Here is a 24,901-nt window from a genome sequence, read left to right on the forward strand (position 1 = left end):
TGTGCCTGATATAGAGATACAAAGCCGCAAAGCGTGGGTAAACGAAATGATTGTACCTGATACAAAATGGCTCCCGAAGATCGAAGGCACTGGCCGATCCAAGTATAAGGCGCTGGCTGAAACCATCCGTGCGGGCATTGTATCGGGACAATTGCAACCCGGTGTAAAACTGCCCCCGGTGCGAGAGTTGGCCTATCAGATCGGCGTGACCCCGGGCACGGTCGCGCGGGCCTATCAACTTATGACAGATGAGGGCCGATTGACGGCTGGCGTCGGGCGCGGCACGTTTGTGGCGGATCGCACGGCGCCGCCCCATCACGCCCCTGACGTGCCGCTGATCAACACCGTTGACGAAACGATCGCAGATTTCAGGTCAAGTCGCGTGCCGGATGTTGGGCAGGGGCGGGCCATTGATGCGGTGATGATGGAGGTCGCGGCGTCTCATCGACGGCGGCACATCAACTACCCCACGCAAGAAACGGATCTTGAGGCGCGAGAGGCCGTGATCGATTGGATGGCCGGAACGGATTTAGGGGCCGTGGATGCCGATCATATCGTTCTGGCCAATGGCGCGCAGAACGCGGTTGTCTTGTCTCTTCTGAATATCCTCAGCGGGCCTGCGCCTGTGATCCTCACCGAAGAGTTGGCCTATCCCGGCGTGCGCCATGCCGCCCGTTTGCTCCGCGCCAAGGTCGTTGGTGTGGCAATGGATGAGGATGGCATTATACCGGAGGCTCTGGCCGCGGCTTACCGTGAGCACGGCGGGCAGGTCCTGATTACCTCGCCGTCGGTGCATAGCCCTACGGTGATCCGGACGCCTTTGGCCCGTAAGCTCGAAATTGCAGAGGTTGCGCGGTCCTTGAACCTGTCGATCATTGACGATGATTGCCATGCCTCGCCCAAGGCAGACGTGCCCAGCTACCGCGCCATTTTGCCGGAACAGACCTATTACGTGTCGTCGCTTACGAAATCGGTCAGCGGCGCATTGCGGTTCGGATTTGCGGTGGCCCCGCTGGGGCAGGGGGTGGCCCTGCGGCAAGTGGCGCAAAGTGCCCATTACGGCGTGTCACAGCCCATCACCGATATTTGCGCGGCCCTGATCCAGAACGGGCAAGCGGCGCGCATCCGAGGCCAGGTGGCACAGGCCATCGCCAAACGGGTGCGCATCGCTGTCAATATATTGGGCCGTTGGGACATCCGTTGGCGCGAAGACGCGCCGTTCATCTGGCTGAGCCTGCCAGTGGGGTGGCGTGCCTCGCGGTTTATGTCGGCGTGTGAGGCCCAAGGGATCGAAGTGAAACCTGCGGATGAATTCGCTTTGCCAGACGATCGCGCGCCCAATGCGGTGCGGCTTGCCATTGGCACCTGCGTGTCGGATGCTCTTTACACCCAAGCCTTGCGCCAAATGGACACTTTGCTGGCAAACCCGCAAGGGGGGATGGAAAGTTGATGGGGTAAAATAATACCTTTTTTATAACCCTTTGAAATTGCAGTATTCTTTCATGTTCGGTCCTGTTGACCACGCCCCCGCAGCCCCCTAAAAGCAGCCCATCGCATGCGGGCCCCTTTTGGGGTCCTTACTCCACTAGGACAGATACATGAAAACTTTCTCTGCTACTCCGGCGGATATTGACAAGAAATGGATCCTGATCGACGCCGAGGGTGTCGTGCTGGGCCGTCTTGCCTCTATCATCGCCATGCGGCTGCGCGGCAAGCACAAGCCGTCCTTCACGCCCCATATGGACATGGGCGACAACGTCATCGTCATCAACGCCGACAAGGTACAGCTGACTGGCAACAAGCGCGAAAAGCCAAACTACTGGCACACGGGCACTGTGGGCGGCATCAAGTCGCGCACCACAGGTGAGATCCTTGAGGGTGACCACCCTGAGCGCGTCGTCATGCAGGCCGTCAAGCGCATGCTGCCTGGCAACCGTCTCTCCCGTAAGCAGATGACGCACCTGCGCGTCTTCGCGGGCACCGAGCATGGCATGGACGCCCAGAAGCCAGAAGTTCTCGACGTCAAAGCGATGAACAAAAAGAATACGAGGACCGCATAATGGCCGATCAAGTGAACTCCCTCGAAGAATTGGGCGCGGTCGCTGAAGGCGCTGCCCCAGAGGCCGTGACCATCAACCGTGAGCCCGTCAAGGACGATCTCGGCCGGTCCTACGCCACCGGCAAACGCAAAGACGCTGTGGCCCGTGTCTGGATCAAGCCGGGCTCCGGCAAAGTGACCGTGAACGGCAAGGATCAGGACGCGTATTTCGCACGTCCCGTTCTGCAGATGATCCTGCGTCAACCGTTTGACGTTGCAGGTGTGTCTGGTCAGTTTGACGTGGTTGCCACCGTCAAAGGCGGCGGCCTGTCCGGTCAGGCCGGTGCGGTCAAGCACGGCATCTCCAAGGCGCTGCAGCTGTTCGATCCGTCCTTGCGCGCAGCCCTGAAGGCCGCAGGCTTCCTGACCCGCGACAGCCGTGTGGTTGAACGTAAGAAGTACGGTAAAGCCAAAGCCCGTAAGAGCTTCCAGTTCTCCAAGCGTTAATCCGCTGGACATCAGAATTGCGAAAGGGCGGCCCACCCGGGTCGCCCTTTTTGGTTGGCGGAACAGGGATGGGGTGCTGGGCGTTGGATGATCAAAGGAGACAAGAATGCCCTATGACATCATCCTGCGCCACGTCGAACAGGTGACGCCCGACACCCGTAAGTTGACATTTTCCAAACCAGATGGCTTCACCTTCACTCCAGGCCAGGCCACAGACATGGCTGTCCTGCGCGAGGGGTGGGAAAACGAACAACGCCCCTTCACCATGACGTCCTTCCCCGACGATGATCACCTTGAATTCGTCATCAAAAGCTATCCTGACCACAACGGTGTCACCGAACAGATCGGCGCGTTGCAGGTGGGCGAACATGTACGCATCACGGATCCATGGGGCGCGATCAAGGACAAAGGCAATGGTGTTTTCTTTGCGGGGGGCACCGGCATCACACCGTTCATTCCCATCCTGCGTCAACGCGCGAGAGAGGGCACACTGAAAGGGTGTACCTTGGTGCTTGCGGCCAAAACCGAAGACGGCCTGATCCTCAAAGACGAATGGGACGCCATGACGGACCTCGATACGGTCTACGTGCTGAGCGATGAAAACAAACACCCCTTCGACCATGGACGGATCTGTCTCGAGGTCGCCAACGAATTCGTCGCCGGCCATGGTGAGGGCACCCACATGTTCTACATCTGCGGCCCATCTGGAATGGTGTCGAACGTCAAAGACAATTTGACCTTCATGCGCGTCGCCCCGGAGCGGATCGTCACCGAAGGATAAAGTGCCCCGTTTCTTTGGGTCACAAATACCTCGGGGGGCAGACCGCAGGTCTGCGGGGCAGCGCCCCCACTGCGCCCCGACAGGGGCGCGGATCGGATGAGCAAAGCTCATTCGAACTCATTTATCCGGCGGCACCAGCCCCAGCCCGCGCAAATACACCCCGATCCCCGTTTCCAGCAAATCTTCCGGCGGGAAGGGGGACTTTGTGCCAGGGGATCCACGGGCAAACAATTCTACCACACCATGGGACATGGCCCAAATATGCGCACTGAACATCTGGGGCGGCGGGCGTTTTTCTTCGGGAATATGCTCTGACAACTCGACCGCCGCCCGTTCAAGCACCCCCATGGCGCGGGTCGCCACATCGTTCAGTTCGGGCGTGCGTTGGATGGAAATGCCACTTTCAAACATCGCCACATAGTGGCCTGGATATTTGCGGGCAAAGGCCAGATAAGCGCGGCCCGTCGCCTCGAACGACGCCAACGCCGAAGGTTGCCCCTTGTCATAGGCGTATTCCATCAGATCGGCGAAAATCTCATACCCCTGACGGGCGGCTTCCGCGATCAGATCGTCGCGTCCGTCGAAATGGCGGTACACGGCGGCGGGGGTCACGCCGGCCTCCCGGGCGGCCTCGGACAAAGTGAACCCAGTCGGGCCCTTGTCCTCGATCAGGCGCAGGGCGCCGTCGACCAAGGCCCGTTTCAGGTCGCCGTGATGATAGCCGCGTTTAGCCACCCAGCATCTCCGGCCCGCCCAAAATGGCCCGATCAATCTTGCCTAGGGCGTCCGCGTCCTTGCCGGTGTAATCCAGTTGCGACAGCACGCAGCGGATCGCATTCACGCGGGCGCGGCGTTTGTCGGCGCTGCGGATCACATGCCACGGGGCGGCGGTGGTATGGGTACGATCAAGGGTTTCGGTGATGGCGGCTGTGTAATCGTCCCACTTTTTCAGGCCCTCAACATCAATCCAAGAGAGCTTCCACTGTTTCAGCGGATCCCCCTCACGGTCCAGAAACCGCGACAGCTGCGCTGCCCGGTCCACGTTCAGCCAGACTTTGAACAGCTTGATCCCTTCATCCACCAACATCTGTTCAAAGGGGTTCACCTGTTCGAACCACTTGGCCCGCTGCCGATCGTCGCAAAAACCAAAAACCTTTTCCACGACACCGCGATTGTACCAACTGCGGTCAAAAAAAGTGATCTCACCCGCTGTGGGAAAATGCTGGATGTAGCGTTGAAAATACCACTGGCCTTGTTCCGTCTCCGTGGGTTTGGACAGGGCGACAACCCGTGCGCCGCGCGGGTTCAGGTTTTCGCGAAACCGCTTGATCGTTCCGCCTTTGCCAGCAGCATCGCGGCCCTCGAACACGATTGCCACGCGTTGACCGGTGTCTTTCACCCAAGCCTGCATTTTGACCAATTCGATCTGCAGCCCGTCCAGCGCGGCCTCATACGCGCTGCGTTTCCAGCGTTTGTCGTAAGGAAAGCCTGAGGCCGAGAGGATTTCACCCTTCTTTGCTGTTTCAATCTCTTTGCGGACGGCATCGGGCGCGTCTTCGCGAAAATAGCGGGTGATTTCACCGTCAAAGGGCAGGTTGGGCATAGGGCTCTCCTTTTGGGCTGCCGCGTCAGCCTAGGTCGGCTGCGACGGCAATGCGATCAATCGCTTGTTCGACCAAGTCAGGGGCTGCGTGGTGTGGCATATGCCCCACGCCCTCCAGGACAGTCAAAGTCGCATTGGGTGCCACCCGTTCCAGCGGGATGGAGTGGATGTCGAGGGGGACGGTTGTGTCCTTGTCGCCGTGTAAAATTTCAATCGGCATCGTCAGCTCCTCCGCGTAGCGGCGGGACATTTCCACAATATGGGGCCGCAGGGTGTTCACCTGCCGTGTGTTGGCGCGGAAGCTGTCAGGGCGGATCGTGAGCGTCGCCCCGATGTGATCAATATACCCCTCAGGCACCGGCTGCGGGGCGAAGATGCCTGCCACGGCGTCCTCAATTCGCGCGTCCGACGCAAAGGCCGCGATCAAGGGGGGCACGACCGCGCCCCCGACGGCAGAGCCGTTGACCGTATAATAGGCCCCCAAATCCCCCGGCCAGGGGTGGGAGACACCGGCCAGATTGACGACGCCCGCGGTTTGCTCGGGGTGGTTCAATGCCCACGCCAGCGCAACGGCGCCACCGTAGGAATGGCCGACCACAATCGCGCGTTCTATGCCCAGCTGACGCGACGCTGCGTGCAGCATGGCGGCCTGTTCTGCAGGGCTTTCGGCGGCGGCGGTGAACGCGCCTTCGTAGTCGGCCGATGCCCGGTCGGTGTAGCCCATGCCAGGCCGGTCAAAGACGGTGACACGGTATCGGTCTGTCAAACGGTCCATGAAACTAAAGGTAAATTCACGTGTGTTGCCGCCCGCACCGTGGATCAAAATGACATCCGGGCCGCGGCCAGCAACCACCGCATGGACCTGTCGACCGTCCACATTGATGAACTGGCCTTCGGGCGGGAATTCAGTTTCAGCCGCTTGCGTGCGGGACGAGGCCTGACGGTCCGTCAGAACCGCACAGCCCGCAAGGGCAGCAACAGAGAGTGTAGCAATAAGTTTCAGGGCCAATGTGCGCACCTTCATGATGTGTCACCTTTTAACATAAGGGTGGAAGGAAAGAACGCAAAGGGCCCGCCACAAGTTTCACTTATTCCGCTACGGCACCCGTTTTTCGCAGATCCGTGCTGCTGAGGCCGATCTGGTCGATGTCATAGGGCGTCGTCAGATAAATTTCGCTGATCCAGTTGCCGTACAGAAGGTGCGCATGGCTGCGCCACCGGTTGGGCGGCGTTTGAGACGGATCATTGTTCGGGAAATAATCCACAGGCAGTTGAATTTCAGCGCCCTCAATCTGGTTTGAAGCCAGATCACGTTCGTATTCCTGCGCCAGCGTGTCACTGTCGTATTCGAAGTGGTTGAAGACATAGATCGCGCGGTGGGCTGGGTCTTCAACCAAGGCGGGACCGACATCGCCGGAATGCAGAAGGATCGGAAGGCCCGCAGCCTCAATCTCGTCTCGGCGCATTTCCGTCCAGCGACTGACGGGCATGGCCAATTCATCAGAAAACCCCCGCAAATAAGGGCTTTGCGGCGCAAAGTTCATGTGGCGGTAACAGCCGAACAACTTATGATCGAGGACGTATTTCTTGACACCGTGGAAGTGGTTGATCATCGCCATGCCGCCCCAGCAGACGCCGAAGGTGGAATGCACGTTGGTCTGGGTCCAGTCCATGACCTCGGTCAATTCATCCCAGTAGGTCACATCCTCAAAATCCAGATGTTCGATGGGGGCACCTGTGATGATCAGCCCGTCAAATTTCTGATCCTTCACCTCTTGAAAGGTGCGGTAGAATTCTTCCATGTGCGACGCTGCGGTGTTGCGGCTTTCGTGTTCAGACATGCGGATCAACGTCAGTTCAATCTGCAATGGCGTGGCCCCGATCAGCCGCGCAAATTGGTTCTCCGTCTGGATCTTTTTGGGCATCAGGTTCAGCAGGCCAATGCGCAGCGGACGGATGTCTTGTTGATCCGCCGCAGACTGGCCCATCACCATCACACCTTCATCCGACAGGACGTTATAGGCGGGCAGGGATCGGGGCAGGCGGATGGGCATTGATTTGGGTCCTGTGACTGACGTGAGAGAGAGGGATGTAGGCCTTTGCGCGCTACCCCTCAAGGGCTGCGGCGATGACTTGGGTAAAGTCTGCTTGATCGCGCACAGTGGCCATATCGGCGGCCTCAACAGTGATGCCCCAGTTTTGGGCGATGGCAGCATACAAGGGGTCGCGATGGGCAAGCGCGCGCGCATAGGTCCAGCGGACGAAGGCATCAGGATCGACATCCGCCTCGGCCTGTCCGGTCTCGTCCAGATAGGTTATCCAGCCGGTTTCCAGAAAGTCTGGGCGGTAGGCCATGGGTTTCGGGGCCTTGTCAAAGCGGCGGATCAGGTCGGCGGTATGGGCGTCGGACCCTTTGATCCAGACCATCAGGCAACGGTCGGACAGATGGGTCAACACCGGATCCTTAGGGTCGGCAGGATCCACCCATTCGCACAGGGACCCGCCGGTGTCGCAAACAAAATGCGGATAGCCATAAAGCGCCTGCGCGCGGTCGATGAAATAGCCGGTGTCCATCAACGCGTTGATTTCGGCCTGTTCGAACTGCTGTTGGCGGCGTGTATATTCCTGCATCGGAAGCCCGCCCAGATCCGGATTGCCCGGCTTGCCCAGATAGGTGCTGACAGGCGTCAGGTTGTCGAAGCTGATGTTGGATTTGATGTCGATACTGTCCGACATCAGCAAATCGCGCAGGAACGGGTTCTTCATCGCCTCACGCTTGGCATTGTCGGCGATGTATTCGCCCATGTAACGCGTGCCGATGCGGTAATCGACGGAGTAGTGAAACCAGTCGCCCGTGTCGCGCAACATGTTGGACACATGGGTTTTCCCAAGGCCCGACATGGCGAAAATCACGACACGTTTTTGTGCGGCTGCGGTCCAGTCAGAGGCGGAAGAATACAACATATCCCCTGCTACGGCGGCGCGAAGGTGAGGGCAATAAAAAACCCCGAACGCAATGTTCGGGGTTCTTTAAGTGTGGATTTTCGGGCGACGACTTAGAAGTTGTAGCCGATGCGGAAGCCTGCGCCGATGGCGGAGTTGTCTTCGAAGTCAAAGGCCAGCGTCTCGCTTGCGTTCACGACCTGATCGCCCAGCTCAACGTAGGAGATACCGCCGGTCAGTTCCAGCTGGCCCATGGTGTAGGTTGCGCCGATGCCCACGCTGCGCGTCCCTGTGGTGGGGGCCAAGGCTGTGGTGGACGGGCGCACGCCCGCATCTTCAAAACCGATGGTCGCAAAGACAGACAGGCTGTCGGACAGGCGACGGCCAACGCCCACGGAATACGCTGTGGTGTCGTCCGCAAAGCTAACGAATTCAGCATTGTCCGTCGTCAGGTTATAGCCGTCATACATCGCGTGACGGATAGAGCCGAACAACAGCGTGTCTGCGGCGATACCTGTCTGGAATTCCAGATTGATGCTTTCCGGTGAGGTCACCGTGAACGCTGTCCCGACCGTCGCTGTTGGATCCGCTGGCGTGTTGTTTTCGATCCCGGTCAGGTCGTTGTCGATTTCGCTGTTGTAGGTCACAGCGATGCGCAGCGCGATGTCGGGACGCTCATAGGCGGCACCGACCAAATACCCGAAATCAAAATCGGATTCAGCGCGCAGGAAACCAGCGCCCGCCAGGATTTCACCACCAATTTCCTGGGCACGAACACCGCCGTGCACCGAGAAGCCGTTGTTCAGTTTATAGCGCAGAACGCCCGTCACAGCGGTTGACCCGATGTTGGCGCGGCCGTTGTCCAGATCGGTCAGCGGGCTACCGCCAAAGGCGCCGTCAGTATATTCGACGTTCACGCCGAAGGGCTCATCGATGATCAAAGCCGCGGACAGCTGATCGCTCAGATCCGTTTTGTACGCAAAGCTCAGCGATGAATAGGACGACAGCGGATCGCTGGGCACAAAAGCGCTCGCTGGACCTGGAATGTCGTTCGCGTTCGCCTCGGGGCTGACGTAACCGAATGAGAATTGGAAATAGCTTCCGGTTTCGCCGCCTTCTTCGAACAATGGGCCCAAGAACTGGCCCGACCGGTCGATCCCGCCGGCAACGGCAGCTGTGGTTGTCAAAAGCAGTGCTGCGCCTGCCGTCATATACGTTTTCATTACCCTATCCCTTATCCATGAGTGTTGGACGTCTCCTGCCCGCACCCTATGAAGGGCGGTCCAAACCGGTCAATTCTTTCCCTACGTCACTTAAGCATCGGGCCGAGTACTGCGTCTCATTTGTGACACAGATCGGGGCGACGCCTGCCTCAGCGGGATCCGAACCGGATGTTCATGTAATTCGCCCCGAAAATCAGCGCAGCGCCAGCAAAAACAAGAGGATCCAGCGGTTCGGCATAAACCTGTGCTGCGACGATGGCAATGACTGGAAGGCGAATGAAATCAATCGGCATCACAATGGAGGCCGGGGCCAAGGACAGGGCCGTCGTCAGACAGAAATGCGCCAACAGCCCCGCGCAGCCGATCAAGACCAGCCATGGAACCGAGGCCGCGGACGGCACCGCGATATCGCCGTCATAGCCCGCAGCGATCAGCCCGAACACCGCCTGCATAGTGGTCAGCCAGAACAGAATGCAGGTGATGGTCTGGGTGCGGGTGAGTTTGCGGGTGAAAATCGCCGTCAGGGCAAAGCCGATGGCGGCAGTCGCAGCAGCGATCGTGCCGCTGGATATCGCGGTGGCGCCCGGCTGGGTCACAATCATAACGCCTGCGAACCCTAAGGCTGCGGCCACCGCGCCAATGGCCGTGATCCGTTCCCCGAGAAGCAGCGGGGACAGCAGGATAACCCAGATGGGTGTGGTGAATTCCAACGCGAAGACCTGCGCCAGTGGAATGACCGTCAGGGCGTAAAACCACAGGTTTTGGCCCGTGAAATGCGCCAGATTGCGGATTCCGTGCAGGCCCAATTGGGCGCTGTTGACTTGGCGCAAGGTGCCCGCAAAGGTCCCCACGGCCAGAACAATGACGATCCCTGTCAGCGACCGGAACAACATAATCTCAAAGGTATCGAGCTCAAAACTCACCGCGCGGCCCGCAATCGCCATGGAGGTGAAGGACACAATCGCCCCGATCATCCAGAACGCCGCACGCAGTGTGTTTGACATGAAATGAAGCCTTTCAATCGCGTGCCGAAGGCTTGGCAGGTTGACACCCGCGCCGCAAGAGGGCTGGGTGGGTGCATGAGGTTGATTTTCGCACTGACATTTTGCGCCACACCTGTTGTGGCAGATCCGTACGCCGTTGTGGACACAGCGCGGGCTATGTTTGACCGCATGCCCGAGGTGCAGATGGCCGATCCGTTGGCGGCGCAATGCGGCGCGGGGGCGCAGACCAACCCGCAGGTGTTTTATTGCACCTCAGACAACACGATCTACCACGGGCCCGACTTCCCGACCCGCCCGCAAGCGGGCTATGAAATGGCGCATCTGTTGGGACATGCGGTTCAGGTCCAACATGGCGTGGCCGATGTGGCGCTGCGGACCATCACCCGCAACCGCGACCGAGAGGCAGAGCTGCGCGGCATGGTGGAACGTCAGGTGAATTGCATTGCGGGCGTTTTGATGGCCCGCGCGGGCCAGCCCGGTTTGGATATTGCGACTGCATTTGACGGTGAGCCGTTCCAGAATGCCCATTGGGGCAGATCCCCCGTAGACGATGGCCCGCATCTGCCCATCGGCGTGGCCGCTGTGCAAGAATGGCTGGACCGTGGCTATCAAGCGCAAGACGTCAGCGTTTGTGCCGTGGGGGAATTTGGGTCGGAGTTGTTGGTTGAGGCGCTGAACGATTAAGACAGACAACAGCCCGTCAGCAAAACGGGTGTTTCGCCGCGCTGCGTCAAAACCATAGCATCATAGCCGCCTGCGTCTGTGCCAAACCGGCAGGCATCTGTCTTTTCCAAAATCAAGATGGCGCTGTCGCCGCGTCCGATGAGTGTCAAGGCGCGCGGTGCAGCCTCGCCCACTGCAGGCGTGTCCAGCATGAGCGTCAGATCGGATGTGCGACGATAGTCAAACTCCACCGTCTCACCGTTCAGTGTCAGGGACCAGTCAGGCGCAGTGCCCGTGCAGGCCAGATCAAGGGTTTGGGCAACGGCAGGTGTGCCAGCAAGGGTCAGCAAGGTGAGGGCGTATTTCATGGGATGAGCCTAGACGCAGACGTCAGTGAAGCCAATTCACATCCGGGTCAGGGGCCACGGAATAGGCCACCGCGCGTCCAAGGTTGAACCAGATCGCAAGGCTTTCGCGGGCCAGGATGCGCCAGTTGGGGGTGCCGCTTACCGGATCACGGCGCACGGGTTCGGACATAACCAATGAGATCGAAGGGCTGGGCAGGCCCACCTCCCACGCGGCCCATTTGTAGGAGGCGTAGCTGCGCGGCAGATGGAAGGCTTCGGTGACCAGAACGATCCGGCGTGGCGCAGGGATCATGTCAAAGGTGAACAGCGCGTTTTGTAAGGTGGATTGCGCACGTCCTTCGACGACTGCGGCGTCTGTTGGCAGACCAAGGGTCGCGGCGAAGCGTGCCATTTGCGTGCCAGCATCGGGCCCGTTTTCAGCCGCCGTGCCCCCCGTGAAGACAACAAAGGGCGCGATGCCGGCCTCATGCAGTTGGACGCAACGCTCAATTCGGGTCAGAACCGCCTGAGCTAGCGTGCCATCAGGGGACATTCCGCCGCCCAGACAGACAATGGCATCCGCAGGCTGGACCGCATCGGGATCGGGGTCAGGCCACAGAAATGTCCACGCCAACAAGGCCGCCGACATGAGTAAGTAAGCGCGGAGGCCATACCGGATCACACGAGAGAGAAGACGGATCATGGATCAATCAACGTACTTTGCTGGCATTTGCCATGGCCTGGGACATGGTTTCGGCCTGCGCGCTTGAGCGCAGAAACCGAAGCCAAACAGCCGGGGCTCCGCACGTGATCTGTTCAGAAGATCCACTGGACCGTTTGTCGGCTTTGCCGAACCGCTGGGCTCCGCCCATGATCCGCCCAAAAGGTCCCCCGGACCTTTTGTCGGCATAGCCGAACCGCAGATCATTCCCACTCAATCGTTCCGGGGGGTTTTGACGTGATATCGTAGGTCACTCGGTTGATGCCGGGCACTTCGTTGATGATCCGCGTGGCGGTTTCGCCAAGAAATTCATGGCTGTAGGGGTAGTAATCCGCCGTCATCCCATCGACAGATGTGACCGCGCGCAGCGCACAGGCGTAATCATACGTCCGCCCGTCGCCCATGACGCCGACCGTGCGTACGGGCAGGATCGCCACAAAGGCCTGCCAAATCTCATCATAAAGGCCATGCTTGCGGATCTGGTCGATGTAGACTGCATCCGCTTGGCGCAGGATGTCCAGCTTTTCGCGGGTGATCTCGCCCGGACAACGGATGGCAAGGCCAGGCCCGGGGAAAGGGTGACGGCCGATAAAGGAGGCGGGCAGGCCAAGTTCACGACCCAAGGCGCGCACTTCGTCTTTGAACAGCTCTCGCAGGGGTTCGACCAGCTTTAGGCCCATCTTTTCGGGCAAGCCGCCCACGTTGTGGTGGGATTTGATGGTAACAGACGGGCCGCCCGAAAAGCTGACGCTTTCGATCACGTCCGGATACAGCGTGCCTTGGGCCAGAAACTCAGCACCCTCAATCTCATTGGCGTATTTCTGGAACACGTCGATAAAGAGGCGCCCGATGATCTTGCGCTTGGTTTCGGGGTCGGATTGGCCTTCGAGCTCACCCAAAAACAGCTCCGTCTCGTCGGCGTGGATGACCTTCAGGTTCATGTGGTCGCGGAACATGGTCACGACCTCCTCCGCCTCATTGAGGCGGAGCAACCCGTGATCCACGAACACACAGGTCAGTTGATCGCCAATCGCCTCATGCAGCAGGGCGGCAGCAACGGAGCTGTCCACGCCACCAGACAGGCCACAGATGACCTGTTTGTCGCCCACCTGCTGCCGGATTTTCTCAATCGCGATGTCTTTATAGGCGCCCATGGTCCAGTCACCGGAAAAGCCGGCCAGACGCACGAAATTTTCAAAGAAGGTGGCGCCGTTGGGGGTGTGGTGGACCTCAGGGTGGAATTGCACCGCGTAGAATTGACGGCTGAGATCGGCGGTGATGGCATAAGGCGCATTTGGGGAGGTGCCGTAAACCTCAAACCCTGGGGCGAGTTTTGCCACGTGGTCGCCATGGGACATCCAGACCTGTTCTTTTTCTTCCAGGAACCAACCGGCGAGGGCGTCGATCCGGTCTTTGGTGGGTGTCACGTATGCGCGGCCGAATTCAGCCGTGCCACCGCCGCCGGTGATCTTGCCGCCGTGTACCTCACCGCCCAGCTGTGTCATCATCACCTGCTGGCCGTAGCAAATGCCCAAAATCGGCACGCCCATCGTCCACAGGCTGTCGGGCGCGCGCGGCGAGCCTTCGCGGGTCACACTGTCCGGGCCACCAGACAGGATCACGGCCTTGGGCGCGATTTCGGCCAGCTTGGCGTCGGTGACGTTCTGGTAGGGGTGGATTTCACAATAGACGTTCAATTCCCGCAGGCGGCGCGCAATCAGCTGCGTGACCTGGGATCCGAAGTCGATGATGAGGAGGCGGTCGTGATCAACAATATCCATGATGCTCGTTAAATCGCGAGGGCACGGAGGGCAAGGATTCGCAGGTGGGGGCCATGGTGGAGAGCGACCCTGCGGGACGAGTTTTTCCGGTCAGATGAAGCGGGGCGTCAGAGAAGATCTAGAAGGCCTGAGGGGAACAGTCGGGTTTTGCCAGTGCGAATGACCGTCAAGGGAATCCAAGCGGCGCGGTGGTTGGACCCGTCGTCTTCGGTCAGAATGAAGCTGTCGGCGGATGCTTGGCCGGGGTCGGTGAGGGTGACGGCATAGAGCAAAGACGACCTCATGTCCGGTTTCGCCGTGGTGGGTGTAGATGTTTTCGAGCACACCGCGCAGGCCGATGATCTCTGCTGTGGCGGAGATTTCTTCGCGTATTTCGCGCAGCACGGTGTCCGCCGCCCGTTCGCCAAATTCGACAGTGCCGCCCAAGGGGCGCCAGCCTTTGACGCTGCCATCGTCGTTTCGAATGGCGCAGGCCAAAAGGCAATCGTCGCGCCATGCCACCGCCAGCGCTTTGATGCTCACACCAGGAGCGGGTCGGCAGTGGGTTTGAATAGGGGTGCTGTGATCGGCCATGGCCTTGGCTAACGTCGCGCAGGGGGTATGGCAATGTCGCTTTCGCACGTCAGAGGGCGGAAACCATCCTAGGCGTGCCACGCCCGCGGTGTAGCACAGGACCAACGGGATTCTATGAGGTGAGCCATGACGGATGCAGCAGCAACACCAGCACGCGGACGCAGAGGCCGGGGCGGCGGCGGGGCCGCGCGGCGGGCCGAACGGTCCGCGGTGTCGTTTGAAACTGCGCCCACAATCACACGCAACATCCCCAACCTTGAGATGTTGTCCGAGCGGACGCTGGAGATCATCGAAGCTAACGCAGAGCAGGTGTTGGAAGAGATCGGCGTGGCCTTTGTGGACAATCCGGCCGCGTTGGAGCGGTGGAAAGAAGCGGGGGCCAATGTCGATGGTGAACGCGTGCGTATCCCCAAGGGACTGGCGCGGAAACTGTGCAGCACCGCGCCGTCGCAGTTTACACAACACGCACGCAACCCTGCCAAATCCGTCATCGTGGGCGGTGACAATCTGGTGCTGGCCCCCGTCTATGGCCCGCCCTTTGTGCGCGATGCGGACGGCGGGCGGCGCTATGCGACGTTGGATGACTTCCATAAATTCGTGAAGCTGGCCTATATGTCGAAGTGGCTGCATCATTCGGGCGGCACGGTGTGCGAGCCCACGGATGTGCCCGTCAACAAGCGCCACCTTGATATGTTGATGGCCCATATGACGCTGAGCGATAAGCCGTTTATGGGATCAGTCACCGATCCTGTACGTGCACAGGACAGCATTGAGATGTGTGAGATCCTGTTCGGTGCGGATTTTGTGCGCGACAACACGGTGATGACATCCCTGATCAACATCAACAGCCCGTTGACCTTTGATGAAACAATGATGGGCGCGCTGGAGGTGTACGCGGCGCACAATCAAGCATCGATCATTTCGCCCTTTATTGTCGGCGGGGCGATGGCGCCGGTGTCGGTGGTAGGCACGCTGACCCAAGTTTTGGCCGAGGTAATGGCAGGCGTGGCCTATAGCCAGATCATCCGCCCGGGGTCCCCCGCGATCTTTGGAACGTTCGTGACATCCATAGATATGAACAGCGGCGCGCCGACCTTTGGCACACCCGAAGCGGCGAAGATCACAAACGGGGCGGGCCAACTGGCGCGCCGCATGGGTCTGCCGTATCGCTCCGCCGGGTCGTTCTGCGGATCGAAGTTGCCGGATGCGCAGGCAGCTTATGAAACGGCGAACAGCCTAAATATGGGGCTGCTGTCCGGCGTGAACTTTATGTTGCATTCCTGCGGGTGGCTCGAAGGGGGGCTGGTGGCCGATTTCGAGAAATTCGTGCTGGACGCCGATCAACTGGGCACCCTGCATTCCATGGCAGCCGGGGTTGAGGACGACGAGAACGCCCAAGCGATGGATGCCATCCGTGAGGTCGGCCCGGGCGGTCACTATCTTGGCTGCGCCCACACGCAGGCCAACTTCAAGACAGCCTTCTGGCGGTCGGAGGTGTTCGATTACAAACCCTTCGAGACCTGGGAAGAGGAGGGCGCCCGCGACAGCCAGGCCCTTGCGGCGGCCCGCGTTGCAAAACTCTTGTCAGACTATCAGCCGCCCGCCCTTGATCCTGAGATCAAGGCGAAGCTGGAGGCCTATGTGGCCGACAAAAAAGCGTCCATGCCGGACAGCTTTATGTAGGCCGCAATCGGGGTGGCCCTGCGTGGGGCCGCCCGACTTAGCCTTCGGCCATGGCCGCGGACCTCGCTGATTTTTGCGACTTCAGGATCCGCGCCTCACACATCAAGGCCACCAGAATTTCAACGTGATGGGCCACCGAATACTCGGCGCGTTTGGTTTTGCGTTGCTGATCGACAACAGCCTCGATCTCCATCAGTTTGATGATCGCCTGGCCCGGGCCGGGCAAAGTTTCGGCCTTCAGCGCGCGGCGCAGATGCACCACACGGTTGTAATCGGCAATGCCGTGGCGGGCCGTGCGCACCAGTAAAGTTGGGCGTTTTAGGCTTGAGATCAGTGTCAGAACGTCTTGCATGTGCAGTCTCCCATGAACGAAGTGCCACAAAGATGACACAACCATTAAGGGTGTTGCGTGTGGATAACTTGTAGCGAACGCAGCGTTTACAATTATTTACACTTTGGAAACAATTTTGGTGTCTGTGGATAATGTTAACATTTCGGAAACAATTACACGCAAGGGTTGTGTCACCCCGAAATGCTGGGTTGGGGCAAATGGGAAGATGGTGCGGACATGAGAGATGCAAAAAGAGTATCGCTGGCGGTGCCTGCGTGGGTGCCGGCGGACGTCAGGAATTATGTATTTCACACAGAGATGGGTCAGCCGATCCGGGCGCTGGCGCGGTCACAGTCGTGCCATGCGTCCACAATCATGCGTCAGATCCGCAAGGTGGAGACACGCCGCGATGACCCTCTTGTTGACAGTGCCATCAAAGCGCTGGCCGAGGCGGACGGTGCAGACGCAACCCCGTCAGATATAGAGCTGATGCAGGCGTTGCGCCGTCTGGCAGCTCCCAAAGCCATGCTGGCGATTGCAATTGGCATGGATCAGGGTGTCATTCTCCAAGACACCGCCACGCAGGAGCCTGATCACGCAAGTAAGCTGGCCTCACAGACGGCAATGACCCTTGCGTTGCAGGGGTGGATCAGCTGCGGCAATACCATCGGGCGGGTGCTGCGATACCGGATCACATCTGCTGGGCGGGTGGCCTTGCGTGAACTGGTCGCGCGTACGGAAAATCAGGCGCGCGCCATGGCCGAAGCACCAGAGGCCTTCGTGGGGGCGCCCGCAGGTGTGGGAACATGGCAGGCCGGTGCAATGACACGGATGCCCCAGCAAGACAGCCCCGTGGTTTGCCTGTCGCGCCGAAAAGACAAGGACGGCAATCTGTTTTTGACCCGTGCCATGGTGCGCGCGTCCGAGCGCCTGCGCGAAGATTACGAACTCGCACGTGTTGACGCCCAACGTGACGGCAAAACGCCCCCAGACTGGCAACAGCTGTTGCAGGCGATCGACCGCCATGCGGGCGTCGACACCGAAGGCGCATCCGCTGGGGCACAGGTGCGTGCCGCGCTGTCGTTTCTGGGGCCAGGTCTGGCGGAGGTCGCATTGCGGTGCTGTTGTTTGCTCGAAGGGTTGGAGACCACGGAAAAGCAAATGGGATGGGCGGCACGGTCGGGTAAAGTGGTGTTGCGCATCGCGTTGCAACGGCTGGTCCTGCACTATGAACAGACCGGCGAATTAGGCCCGCGCATCGGATAAGACATGCATCTGGCGCAACCCTGATGCCTGCGCCAGCATGACCCTTGGACAAAAAGGATACGCTTGCCTACATAGGGGACCAAGAGGAGTGCACCATGTCCCCAAGTGATACAAACACGCGTGATCTCAAAACACGGGATCTGAAAATTCCAGCGCAGCGTCATCCTGAAAAGCAACGGCGCCCGGATGCACCTCAGCCCAAAAAACCGGACTGGATCAGGGTGAAAGCCCCCACATCCGAAGGCTACCGCGAGACCCGCGACATCATGCGGGAAAACAAACTCACCACCGTGTGTGAAGAGGCCGGTTGTCCCAACGTGGGCGAATGCTGGAGCCAGGGCCACGCAACCATGATGATCATGGGGGAGGTTTGCACACGGGCCTGTACCTTCTGCAATATCGCAACGGGCAAACCGCCTGAGGCGTTGGACGTGTTTGAGCCGGGCCGTGTGGCCGATGCGGTCAAGAAACTGGGGCTAAACCATGTGGTGATCACCTCCGTTGACCGCGATGACGTGGAAGACGGCGGGGCGGAGCATTTCGCCCAAACCATTCGCGCCGTGCGCCGCCAATCCCCGGGCACCACCATCGAGATTTTGACACCTGACTTTATCCGTTGCGATGACAGCGCGCTGGAGATTGTCGTGGCGGCCAAACCCGACGTGTTCAACCACAACCTTGAAACGGTGCCGGGCCTGTATCCGGAAGTCCGCCCCGGCGCGCGGTATTTCCATTCCTTGCGTCTGCTGCAGCGGGTGAAAGAACTGGACCCCACGATGTTCACCAAATCGGGCATCATGGTCGGATTGGGTGAAGACAAACAGGCGGTGGTGCAGGTCATGGACGACATGCGCGCCGCCGACATCGATTTTCTGACCATCGGGCAATACCTACAGCCCACACCAAAGCACCACGCGGTGGACCGATTTGTGACGCCCGAGGAATTTGCGGTTTATGAAAAGACCGCCTTCAACAAGGGGTTCTTGATGGTGTCGGCCACGCCATTGACGCGGTCAAGCTATCACGCAGGCGATGACTTTGCGAAATTGCAAGCGGCACGGATTGCAAAACTAGGATCGTAGGGCGCCTGCGGCGGGCGGGGCCAAAATCTGATCAGATTTTGGGTACAAAGTCTCTTTGAGACTTTGTTTTTAGGTATTTTTGACCCAAAGAAACGGGGCGGCGGCGCATTGGACGGCTAGGGGCGGCCCTGTAACTTTTCGACGGTGGCCCAGTCTGGCCAGCCGATGAATTTTTCGATCCCGACCAGGATCAGGCAAACCACGACGACACCGATAACCAGTTTGACGCGGCCTTCTGATGGTGGGTTGCGGGCCCACTGGCTCATCTTCAAGAACATGCGGGTGACGTTCATGTGAAACGGACCTTACCGATAAAGGGCAGGTTGCGATTGCGTTGGGCGTAGTCGATGCCGTAGCCCACCACGAATTCGTCGGGGATTTCAAAACCTGTCCAGGTGGCTTTCATGTCGACTTCCCGGCGGCTTGGTTTATCCAAGAGGGCGATGGAGTTCAGCTTGGCGGGGTGGCGCGTGTTCAGCATGTCTATGACCTGATGTAACGTATGGCCTGTGTCGACAATGTCTTCGACCACAAGGACATCGCGGCCTTCAATCTGGCCGCGCAGATCTTTGAGGATGCGGACCTCTCGGCTGCTTTCCATGCCATCCCCGTAGGAGCTGGCCTCCAGAAAATCGACTTCGACGGGCAAATCCAATTCACGCACCAGATCGGCGATGAACACAAAGGAGCCGCGCAGAAGACCCACGACGATCAGTTTGTTTGTGTCTTTGTATTCGGCCTCAATCTCAGTGGCGAGGTCTTCGATGCGCGCGGCGATCGATTTGGCTGAGATCATTTGATCGATCACATAAGGCTTTTGCGTCATTGGGTCACGACCCCGTTCGAGTGGCTTGTAATTTTGCCCTGACCATACGACATGAATTTTAGAAGTCACGACTGAAAGCCACCTATGCCCGCCCATTCCGAGACCAAGCGCCTGCCGTACACACCGGACCAGATGTATGATCTGGTGGCGGATGTTGCGAATTATCCGAAGTTTTTGCCGTGGACAGCGGCCGCACGGATCCGGTCCACCACCGACAAGGGCGATCATGTTGAGATGTTGGCCGATCTGGTGATCAGTTTTAAGGTGTTTCGGGAACGGTTTGGAAGCCGTGTGACCCTCTGGCCCGAGACCAAACGCATCGACACGGAATACATCGACGGTCCGTTCAAATATCTGGAATCCACATGGACATTCACCGAGGCCGAGGGCGGCTGTGATGTGCATTTCGAAGTGGATTTTGAGTTTCGCAACAAGTTGCTTCAGGGGGCTGCGGGCATGTTTTTCAATGAGGCCATGCAGCGGATCGTGCGCGCTTTTGAACGTCGCGCAACAGAGCTTTACGGCTAGCGCGCACTGGGGCAGGGTGGCGCTATGTTAGGCCCTTTGACCCCCATCCCTTCATTTGTGCATGCGTCTTTGGCAGGGGACATCCCCGACACGGCGCTTGAAACGATGCGGCTGTGTGCCTTGGATTGGGCCTATTGCGGATTGGCTGTCGCAGATGAGGACAGCGGCATCCCCGTGGCCATGGCCGATTATGCCCGCCATTGCGGAGCAGGGCCAGCGTCCGTGTTCTGGACATCGAATGTCATTCAGCACGGCGGGGCGCATCGTTTGGCAGCGCGTGATGCGGCGTTGATCAATGGGACACTCGGGCATGCGCTGGATGTGGATGACACGCATTTTGCCCATATCGGCCACGTCAGCACTGTGGTTCTTCCTGCCGCGATGGCAGTAGCCGAAATGAAGGGGCGCAGCTTTGACGACGTGATCATGGCCGCGCGGATCGGGGCCGAGGTTGCGGTGCGGGTTGGGCTGTGGCTTGGCCGATCCCATTATCAGGCGGGCTGGCATCAGACGGCCACGTCTGGGGCTTATGGGGCAGCGGTCGCCGCGACCTGTTTGCTGGCCGAGGACGCCGTCGAGCCCAAGGTCACATCCGCCATCTTGAATGTCGCGGGAATGGCTGGGGGGCTGAAAGCACAATTCGGGAGCCCCATGAAACCGGTCAATGCGGGCCTTGCTGCGTCCCAAGGGGTTGAGGCCGCCTTTTTGGCCCACTCAGGTCAGGGTCTGTCTGGTTCGACTGATGTTCTGGACGCGGTGTTGGCCACCCAAGCGGGGGAAGGCAACGCGGACGCGTTCGACACTTTGGGGCAGGCCTGGTTGTTTGATACGGTCAGCCACAAATATCACGCCTGCTGCCATGGCACCCACGCCATGTTGGAGGCCTTGACGGCGCTTAACTTGCCTCGATCGGCGCAAGTGGACCGGATCGACATCACGACCCATCCCCGTTGGATGACTGTCTGCAATAAGCCCGCACCGACCACCTGGCTTGAGGGCAAGTTCAGCTATAGATTTTTGGCGGCCATGTATCTGGATGGGCAGGACAGCTTTGGTGCGGGGCCGACACTTTATTTCCCGATCCCGCCGCATGTCCAAAGCACGATGGATCGCACCAATGTCGCAGCGGACGAAACCATGGCAGAAACCAGTTGCGCCGTGGCGGTGACGCTGCGCGATGGAACGCGGCATGACGGATTTTACGATCTGCAGCGGCCTGAGACATTGGATCAGCGGCGCGATAGGCTCGTGCAAAAAGGGCGGGCGCTGCTGCACCCAACCCTTGCCCAAGAGGTCGCCGCTGCGGTGTCGGCGCGTGATATGGCGGCGTTTACCCGTGCCATCCGACAGACCGCTTAAAGGGCACCATAAAAAACGGGCGCCCTTGGGCGCCCGCTTTCGGTGTCCGTGATGACGGCCTTAGCTTGACATATCGTAGGCGCGTTCGCCGTGCGATGTCAGATCAAGTCCGGTGTGTTCGTCTTCTTCGCTGACGCGGATCGGGAAGACCGCCTTGGCGACCAGAACGATCACGGTGGTGGTTACGATCGTCCAGATGCCAACCACGGCCAGACCACCCAGCTGGGCTGTCCAATCGGCATAGCCGAAGACGGCCAGCATGATGATGCCGAACATCCCGCCCACGCCGTGCACCGCGAACACATCCAATGTGTCGTCGATATTCAGGGTGTTTTTGACAATCCCGCACAGCTCTTGGCACAGAATACCGGCCACACCGCCGATGATCAGCGCCTCCACCGGGCCGACAGACCCGGAGGCCGGGGTGATCGAGGCGAGGCCCGCAATGGTACCCGTCACCAAGCCCACAAGGGAGGTTTTGCCGTAGCGGATGCGTTCCCACAAAATCCACGTGAGCGATGCGGTCGCAGCCGACAGGTGCGTCACGGTCAACGCCATCGCAGCCGAGCCATTGGCCGCCAGTTCAGACCCGCCGTTAAAGCCGAACCAACCGACCCAAAGCATCGCCGCACCGATCATAACCATGCCGGGATTATGGGGCGGTTTGCCCTTGTCCCGACGCCCACCCAGGAACGCGGCCACGATCAACGCCGCGATCCCTGCGGTCTGGTGCACCACGATGCCACCGGCAAAGTCATTCACACCTTCGGCAAACAGCGCACCTTCGCCACCTGCCAATAGACCGCCGCCCCAAACCCAGTGGGCCACGGGCGCGTAGCAGATCAACATCCACAACGCAGAGAACAGCATGACAAACCCAAACCGGATGCGTTCCACATAGGCGCCCACGATCAAGGCCGGCGTGATGATCGCAAAGGTCATCTGAAACGCGAAGAACAGCACTTCGGGGATGTTGCCCGCCATGGTTTCTTCGTCCACGCCACTCAGGAACGCTTTGCCAAGGCCGCCCCAGTAGGCGTTGCCGTCCCCGAAGGCGATGGAATAGCCCGCAACAAGCCACAAAATACTCATCAGACAGGCGATGCCGAAGCACTGCATAAACACGCTGAGCACGTTGCGTGCGCGCACAAGGCCGCCATAAAACAGTGCCAGACCCGGCAGGGTCATAAACAGCACAAGGGCTGTGGCGACGATAATCCAAGCGGTATCCGCTGCATTCATGTGAGTATCCCCCTCATTAATATTCAAGTGGCGTCAAACACGGATTCGCCGCGCTTGAAAAAGAGGCCATGGCGCACAAAGGCGCACAACAGACGGGCACATCGCAAAGTGATTAAATTTTAGGCTAAAATATCAGCGATTGCACAGAAATGCGCCATCAATAGGTTGAGGCCCGAAGAAGGATCGACAGGGCATGATCAACAGTGGCTTGCCGCACCTCGGCGCGCCCCAGGGGACCAAATTCGACGGTCTGCGCTGTCACACCCTGCGCTGTGGCCAGACCAAAGCACACGCGCCCTTCGGGTTTATGGTCTGACCCGCCAGGGCCTGCGATACCCGTCACTGAAACGGCGATCTGGGCATCAGAACGCGCGAGAGCACCCGCAGCCATGGCCCGCGCCACAGGCTCAGACACCGCCCCGTGAGAGATCAGCAGGCCCTGCGAAACGCCAACCATGTGCATCTTGGCCTCGTTGGAATAGGTGATGAACCCGCGATCAAACACCGCAGACGATCCTGCGACATCCGTAACAGCGGCCGCAATCAGGCCGCCTGTGCAACTTTCGGCGGTGGCCATCATCCAGCCGCGCGCCTTGAGCGCCTCAATCAGCGCCGCCGCGCTCACCCGACCGCACCGTGGAACAGGCCCGCCAGCGCGCCCACGCAAATTGCGGCCAAAACGCCGGCGATCACATCATCAAGCATGACGCCCGTTGCATTGTCCTTGCGGTCGGCCCAGCCCACGGGCCCGGGTTTGGTGATGTCGAACAGCCGGAACAGCACAAACGCCGCGACCCAGCCGGGCCAAAGGGCAAGAACATCCACACCTGCATGGGCCGCACCGACGAAAACGGGCAACAGGGCAATCCACTGACCCACGACTTCATCAATGACGATCTCGGACGGGTCGTGGTTGTCTTGCCCTTGGGTCATCCAAAGGGTGGCGTAGTAGCCTTTGATATAGGCCGCTGGAATTGCCAGAACGAACAGCCATAGCCCGCCCAGCGTGTAGATCAGCCACGCCATAGGCAGGGCCGCCAAGGACCCCCACGTGCCAGGTGCCGGCTTCAGGTAGCCTACGTAAAACACTGTGGCCGTGATCTTGGCCCACGCGTCTTTCATGATTTCACCAATGTGACCGTCGCCAAAGCCGCGATACCTTCGCCGCGCCCGGTGAAGCCCAGACGTTCGGAGGTCGTGGCCTTCACGCTGACGCGGTCCACATCCAACTGCATGATCCGCGCCATTTCCGCACGCATAGCCGCAGCAACTGGGCCGATTTTGGGGAATTCGCAAATCAGCGTGCAATCAACATGGGTGAGGGTGAACCCCATGTCACGGGCCATCTGGCAGGCATGTTCAAGGAAAATATAGCTGGCCGCACCTTTCCACTGCGGATCACTTGGCGGAAAATGCTGCCCAATATCGCCCCGCGCCAAAGCGCCGTAAATGGCGTCTGTCACGGTGTGCATGCCCACATCCGCGTCCGAGTGGCCCTGCAACCCGCGCTCATACGGCACCTTCACACCGCACAGCACCACGTGATCCCCGGGACCAAAGCGGTGCACATCAAAACCGTTGCCTGTGCGAATATCCATGGGGACCTCCAGATGGTGGGCGGCGCGGGCGAAATCGCCGGGCGTCGTGATTTTCAGATTGCGTTCGTCGCCTCCTACGATGGCCACGTCAAGGCCTGCACTGCGGGCGATTTCCACGTCGTCGGCCGCGTCTTGCGCGCAGGCGCCGTGGGCCGCCAGAATGGCTGTCCGGTGAAACCCTTGTGGGGTTTGTGCGCGGAACAATCCAGTGCGGTCCCGCACGCCGGACACCAGCCCCTGCGCGCCTGTCCACAACGCATCCGTCACCGCAAGGGCAGGGGCCGCGCCGTCGTGCGTTTGCAGGGCATCGATGACACGGTCAATGACATCCGCAGGAACAGCGCAGCGCGCGGCGTCGTGGATCAGTACGTAATCGGCGTTGGTTCTGGCCAGCCCTGACAGCACTGATGCGGCCCGTGTTGACCCGCCATGGGCGATCGTCGCGCGCGCCTCAAGGCCAAGGGCGTCCACAAAGTCGAGGTCTTCGGCGGCAACAACCAAAACGATGTCATCGACGTGGGGGTGGGCCGCGAACCTGTCCAAGGTGTGCTCCACAACCGTTTGACCTGCAATCACCTGCCATTGTTTGGGCACATCACCGCCCGCACGCGTGCCGCGCCCTGCGGCGACGATGATGGCGGCGGTTGTCATGGGGCATTCCTTTGGTGGTTCTGGTGTTTTGTAGTCCTTGCCGCAAAGCGGGGGAAGGGGTCGCGGACGAACGCTGAAATTTTAGGCACAACATGTTTTGCGCCTATATTTTCAACGCTCGCGCATTGCGAAGCGCGCCACAGCAGTTTAA

At 59.6% G+C, this 24,901-nt stretch carries 28 protein-coding genes and 1 pseudogene; 10 read left to right on the forward strand and 19 right to left on the reverse strand.

Going from position 1 to position 24,901, the window contains the following annotated elements; translation table 11 throughout:
- Nucleotides 1–46: 46 nt before the first annotated feature.
- From PSJ8397_RS01660 to PSJ8397_RS01675, 4 genes are all read left to right on the forward strand, one after another.
- Nucleotides 47–1,450: an aminotransferase-like domain-containing protein gene (locus tag PSJ8397_RS01660; RefSeq protein WP_085863447.1), complete on the forward strand. Its 1,404-nt coding sequence runs from the start codon at nt 47–49 to the stop codon at nt 1,448–1,450.
- 148 nt (nt 1,451–1,598) lie between these two features.
- Nucleotides 1,599–2,060 carry a 50S ribosomal protein L13 gene (rplM, locus tag PSJ8397_RS01665; RefSeq protein ID WP_085862818.1) on the forward strand — a complete coding sequence of 154 codons (462 nt, stop codon included), beginning with the start codon at nt 1,599–1,601 and terminating at the stop codon, nt 2,058–2,060.
- Nucleotides 2,060–2,545 (forward strand): 30S ribosomal protein S9, encoded by a 486-nt coding sequence (gene rpsI / locus PSJ8397_RS01670; RefSeq protein ID WP_085862819.1) that lies wholly within the window; start codon nt 2,060–2,062, stop codon nt 2,543–2,545. The genes rplM and rpsI overlap by 1 nt, the downstream gene beginning before the upstream one ends.
- A 106-nt stretch (nt 2,546–2,651) precedes the next feature.
- On the forward strand, nt 2,652–3,326 hold the full coding sequence (locus PSJ8397_RS01675) for an FAD-binding oxidoreductase (RefSeq protein WP_085862820.1): 675 nt from the start codon (nt 2,652–2,654) through the stop codon (nt 3,324–3,326).
- 117 nt (nt 3,327–3,443) lie between these two features.
- On the opposite strand, the gene PSJ8397_RS01680 is transcribed toward PSJ8397_RS01675, so the two are convergent.
- The 7 genes from PSJ8397_RS01680 to PSJ8397_RS01710 form a co-directional block, all read right to left on the reverse strand.
- A complete protein-coding gene (locus PSJ8397_RS01680) occupies nt 3,444–4,061 on the reverse strand; it encodes a TetR/AcrR family transcriptional regulator (RefSeq protein ID WP_085862821.1) in 618 nt (205 codons plus the stop codon).
- Nucleotides 4,054–4,929: a polyphosphate kinase 2 gene (gene ppk2, locus PSJ8397_RS01685; protein WP_085862822.1), complete on the reverse strand. Its 876-nt coding sequence runs from the start codon at nt 4,927–4,929 to the stop codon at nt 4,054–4,056. Before ppk2 ends, PSJ8397_RS01680 begins: the two co-directional genes overlap by 8 nt.
- Nucleotides 4,930–4,954: 25 nt before the next feature.
- The gene (locus PSJ8397_RS01690) at nt 4,955–5,953 is read right to left on the reverse strand and encodes an alpha/beta fold hydrolase (RefSeq protein ID WP_085862823.1); all 999 of its coding nucleotides are present in this window, start codon (nt 5,951–5,953) and stop codon (nt 4,955–4,957) included.
- A gap of 64 nt (nt 5,954–6,017) precedes the next feature.
- Nucleotides 6,018–6,983 (reverse strand): homoserine O-succinyltransferase, encoded by a 966-nt coding sequence (locus PSJ8397_RS01695; protein ID WP_085862824.1) that lies wholly within the window; start codon nt 6,981–6,983, stop codon nt 6,018–6,020.
- Nucleotides 6,984–7,035: 52 nt separating this feature from the next.
- Nucleotides 7,036–7,893, reverse strand: coding sequence for an ATPase (locus tag PSJ8397_RS01700; protein WP_085862825.1), 858 nt, complete (start codon nt 7,891–7,893; stop codon nt 7,036–7,038).
- A 92-nt stretch (nt 7,894–7,985) separates the two neighbouring features.
- Nucleotides 7,986–9,095, reverse strand: a complete 1,110-nt coding sequence (locus tag PSJ8397_RS01705) for an OmpP1/FadL family transporter (protein ID WP_085862826.1) — start codon at nt 9,093–9,095, stop codon at nt 7,986–7,988.
- A 149-nt stretch (nt 9,096–9,244) separates the two neighbouring features.
- On the reverse strand, nt 9,245–10,099 hold the full coding sequence (locus PSJ8397_RS01710) for a DMT family transporter (protein ID WP_085862827.1): 855 nt from the start codon (nt 10,097–10,099) through the stop codon (nt 9,245–9,247).
- A 75-nt stretch (nt 10,100–10,174) separates the two neighbouring features.
- On the opposite strand from PSJ8397_RS01710, the gene PSJ8397_RS01715 reads away from it, so the two are divergent.
- Nucleotides 10,175–10,783: a neutral zinc metallopeptidase gene (locus tag PSJ8397_RS01715; protein WP_085862828.1), complete on the forward strand. Its 609-nt coding sequence runs from the start codon at nt 10,175–10,177 to the stop codon at nt 10,781–10,783.
- Here the strand turns inward: PSJ8397_RS01715 and PSJ8397_RS01720 are convergent.
- From PSJ8397_RS01720 to PSJ8397_RS17415, 5 genes and pseudogenes are all read right to left on the reverse strand, one after another.
- Nucleotides 10,780–11,130 carry a hypothetical protein gene (locus PSJ8397_RS01720; RefSeq protein WP_085862829.1) on the reverse strand — a complete coding sequence of 117 codons (351 nt, stop codon included), beginning with the start codon at nt 11,128–11,130 and terminating at the stop codon, nt 10,780–10,782. The genes PSJ8397_RS01715 and PSJ8397_RS01720 overlap by 4 nt on opposite strands.
- 22 nt (nt 11,131–11,152) lie before the next feature.
- Complete coding sequence (locus tag PSJ8397_RS01725) at nt 11,153–11,812, reverse strand: YdcF family protein (RefSeq protein ID WP_085862830.1); 660 nt, start codon at nt 11,810–11,812, stop codon at nt 11,153–11,155.
- A 221-nt stretch (nt 11,813–12,033) separates the two neighbouring features.
- Nucleotides 12,034–13,611, reverse strand: coding sequence for a glutamine-hydrolyzing GMP synthase (guaA, locus tag PSJ8397_RS01730; protein ID WP_085862831.1), 1,578 nt, complete (start codon nt 13,609–13,611; stop codon nt 12,034–12,036).
- Between the two features lie 107 nt (nt 13,612–13,718).
- Nucleotides 13,719–13,895, reverse strand: a complete 177-nt coding sequence (locus PSJ8397_RS17155; protein WP_235000539.1) for an NUDIX hydrolase — start codon at nt 13,893–13,895, stop codon at nt 13,719–13,721.
- 13 nt (nt 13,896–13,908) lie between these two features.
- A pseudogene (locus PSJ8397_RS17415) lies at nt 13,909–14,184 on the reverse strand (NUDIX domain-containing protein); the annotation flags it as partial.
- A 126-nt stretch (nt 14,185–14,310) separates the two neighbouring features.
- Here PSJ8397_RS17415 and PSJ8397_RS01740 point away from each other — a divergent pair.
- The gene (locus PSJ8397_RS01740) at nt 14,311–15,867 is read left to right on the forward strand and encodes a trimethylamine methyltransferase family protein (RefSeq protein ID WP_085862833.1); all 1,557 of its coding nucleotides are present in this window, start codon (nt 14,311–14,313) and stop codon (nt 15,865–15,867) included.
- 37 nt (nt 15,868–15,904) lie between these two features.
- Here PSJ8397_RS01740 and PSJ8397_RS01745 read toward each other — a convergent pair whose 3' ends face one another.
- Nucleotides 15,905–16,219, reverse strand: a complete 315-nt coding sequence (locus PSJ8397_RS01745; protein ID WP_085862834.1) for a DUF6477 family protein — start codon at nt 16,217–16,219, stop codon at nt 15,905–15,907.
- Between the two features lie 297 nt (nt 16,220–16,516).
- On the opposite strand from PSJ8397_RS01745, the gene PSJ8397_RS01750 reads away from it, so the two are divergent.
- Complete coding sequence (locus PSJ8397_RS01750; protein ID WP_235000541.1) at nt 16,517–17,464, forward strand: DUF6456 domain-containing protein; 948 nt, start codon at nt 16,517–16,519, stop codon at nt 17,462–17,464.
- A 95-nt stretch (nt 17,465–17,559) separates the two neighbouring features.
- A complete protein-coding gene (lipA, locus tag PSJ8397_RS01755) occupies nt 17,560–18,546 on the forward strand; it encodes a lipoyl synthase (protein WP_085862835.1) in 987 nt (328 codons plus the stop codon).
- Nucleotides 18,547–18,662: 116 nt separating this feature from the next.
- Here the strand turns inward: lipA and PSJ8397_RS17085 are convergent, their stop codons facing one another.
- Nucleotides 18,663–18,839, reverse strand: coding sequence for a hypothetical protein (locus PSJ8397_RS17085; RefSeq protein WP_200811273.1), 177 nt, complete (start codon nt 18,837–18,839; stop codon nt 18,663–18,665).
- Nucleotides 18,836–19,372: a hypoxanthine phosphoribosyltransferase gene (gene hpt, locus PSJ8397_RS01760; RefSeq protein ID WP_085862836.1), complete on the reverse strand. Its 537-nt coding sequence runs from the start codon at nt 19,370–19,372 to the stop codon at nt 18,836–18,838. Before hpt ends, PSJ8397_RS17085 begins: the two co-directional genes overlap by 4 nt.
- 84 nt (nt 19,373–19,456) lie before the next feature.
- Here hpt and PSJ8397_RS01765 point away from each other — a divergent pair, with 84 nt between their 5' ends.
- Nucleotides 19,457–19,900: a type II toxin-antitoxin system RatA family toxin gene (locus PSJ8397_RS01765; RefSeq protein ID WP_085862837.1), complete on the forward strand. Its 444-nt coding sequence runs from the start codon at nt 19,457–19,459 to the stop codon at nt 19,898–19,900.
- Between the two features lie 24 nt (nt 19,901–19,924).
- Nucleotides 19,925–21,259, forward strand: coding sequence for an MmgE/PrpD family protein (locus PSJ8397_RS01770; protein ID WP_085862838.1), 1,335 nt, complete (start codon nt 19,925–19,927; stop codon nt 21,257–21,259).
- Between the two features lie 60 nt (nt 21,260–21,319).
- Here the strand turns inward: PSJ8397_RS01770 and PSJ8397_RS01775 are convergent, their stop codons facing one another.
- The 4 genes from PSJ8397_RS01775 to PSJ8397_RS01790 all read right to left on the reverse strand — a co-directional run bounded on the left by PSJ8397_RS01775 (nt 21,320) and on the right by PSJ8397_RS01790 (nt 24,750).
- Entirely contained in the window at nt 21,320–22,501 is a 1,182-nt protein-coding gene (locus PSJ8397_RS01775; RefSeq protein ID WP_085862839.1) for an ammonium transporter, read from the reverse strand.
- 157 nt (nt 22,502–22,658) lie between these two features.
- Nucleotides 22,659–23,126 (reverse strand): CinA family protein, encoded by a 468-nt coding sequence (locus PSJ8397_RS01780; RefSeq protein WP_085862840.1) that lies wholly within the window; start codon nt 23,124–23,126, stop codon nt 22,659–22,661.
- Nucleotides 23,123–23,623, reverse strand: a complete 501-nt coding sequence (locus tag PSJ8397_RS01785) for a phosphatidylglycerophosphatase A family protein (RefSeq protein ID WP_085862841.1) — start codon at nt 23,621–23,623, stop codon at nt 23,123–23,125. Before PSJ8397_RS01785 ends, PSJ8397_RS01780 begins: the two co-directional genes overlap by 4 nt.
- The gene (locus PSJ8397_RS01790; protein ID WP_085862842.1) at nt 23,620–24,750 is read right to left on the reverse strand and encodes a bifunctional 2-C-methyl-D-erythritol 4-phosphate cytidylyltransferase/2-C-methyl-D-erythritol 2,4-cyclodiphosphate synthase; all 1,131 of its coding nucleotides are present in this window, start codon (nt 24,748–24,750) and stop codon (nt 23,620–23,622) included. The genes PSJ8397_RS01785 and PSJ8397_RS01790 overlap by 4 nt, the downstream gene beginning before the upstream one ends.
- Between the last annotated feature and the right edge of the window lie 151 nt (nt 24,751–24,901).

The organism is Pseudooctadecabacter jejudonensis (assembly GCF_900172275.1).
Lineage (GTDB): Bacteria > Pseudomonadota > Alphaproteobacteria > Rhodobacterales > Rhodobacteraceae > Octadecabacter > Octadecabacter jejudonensis.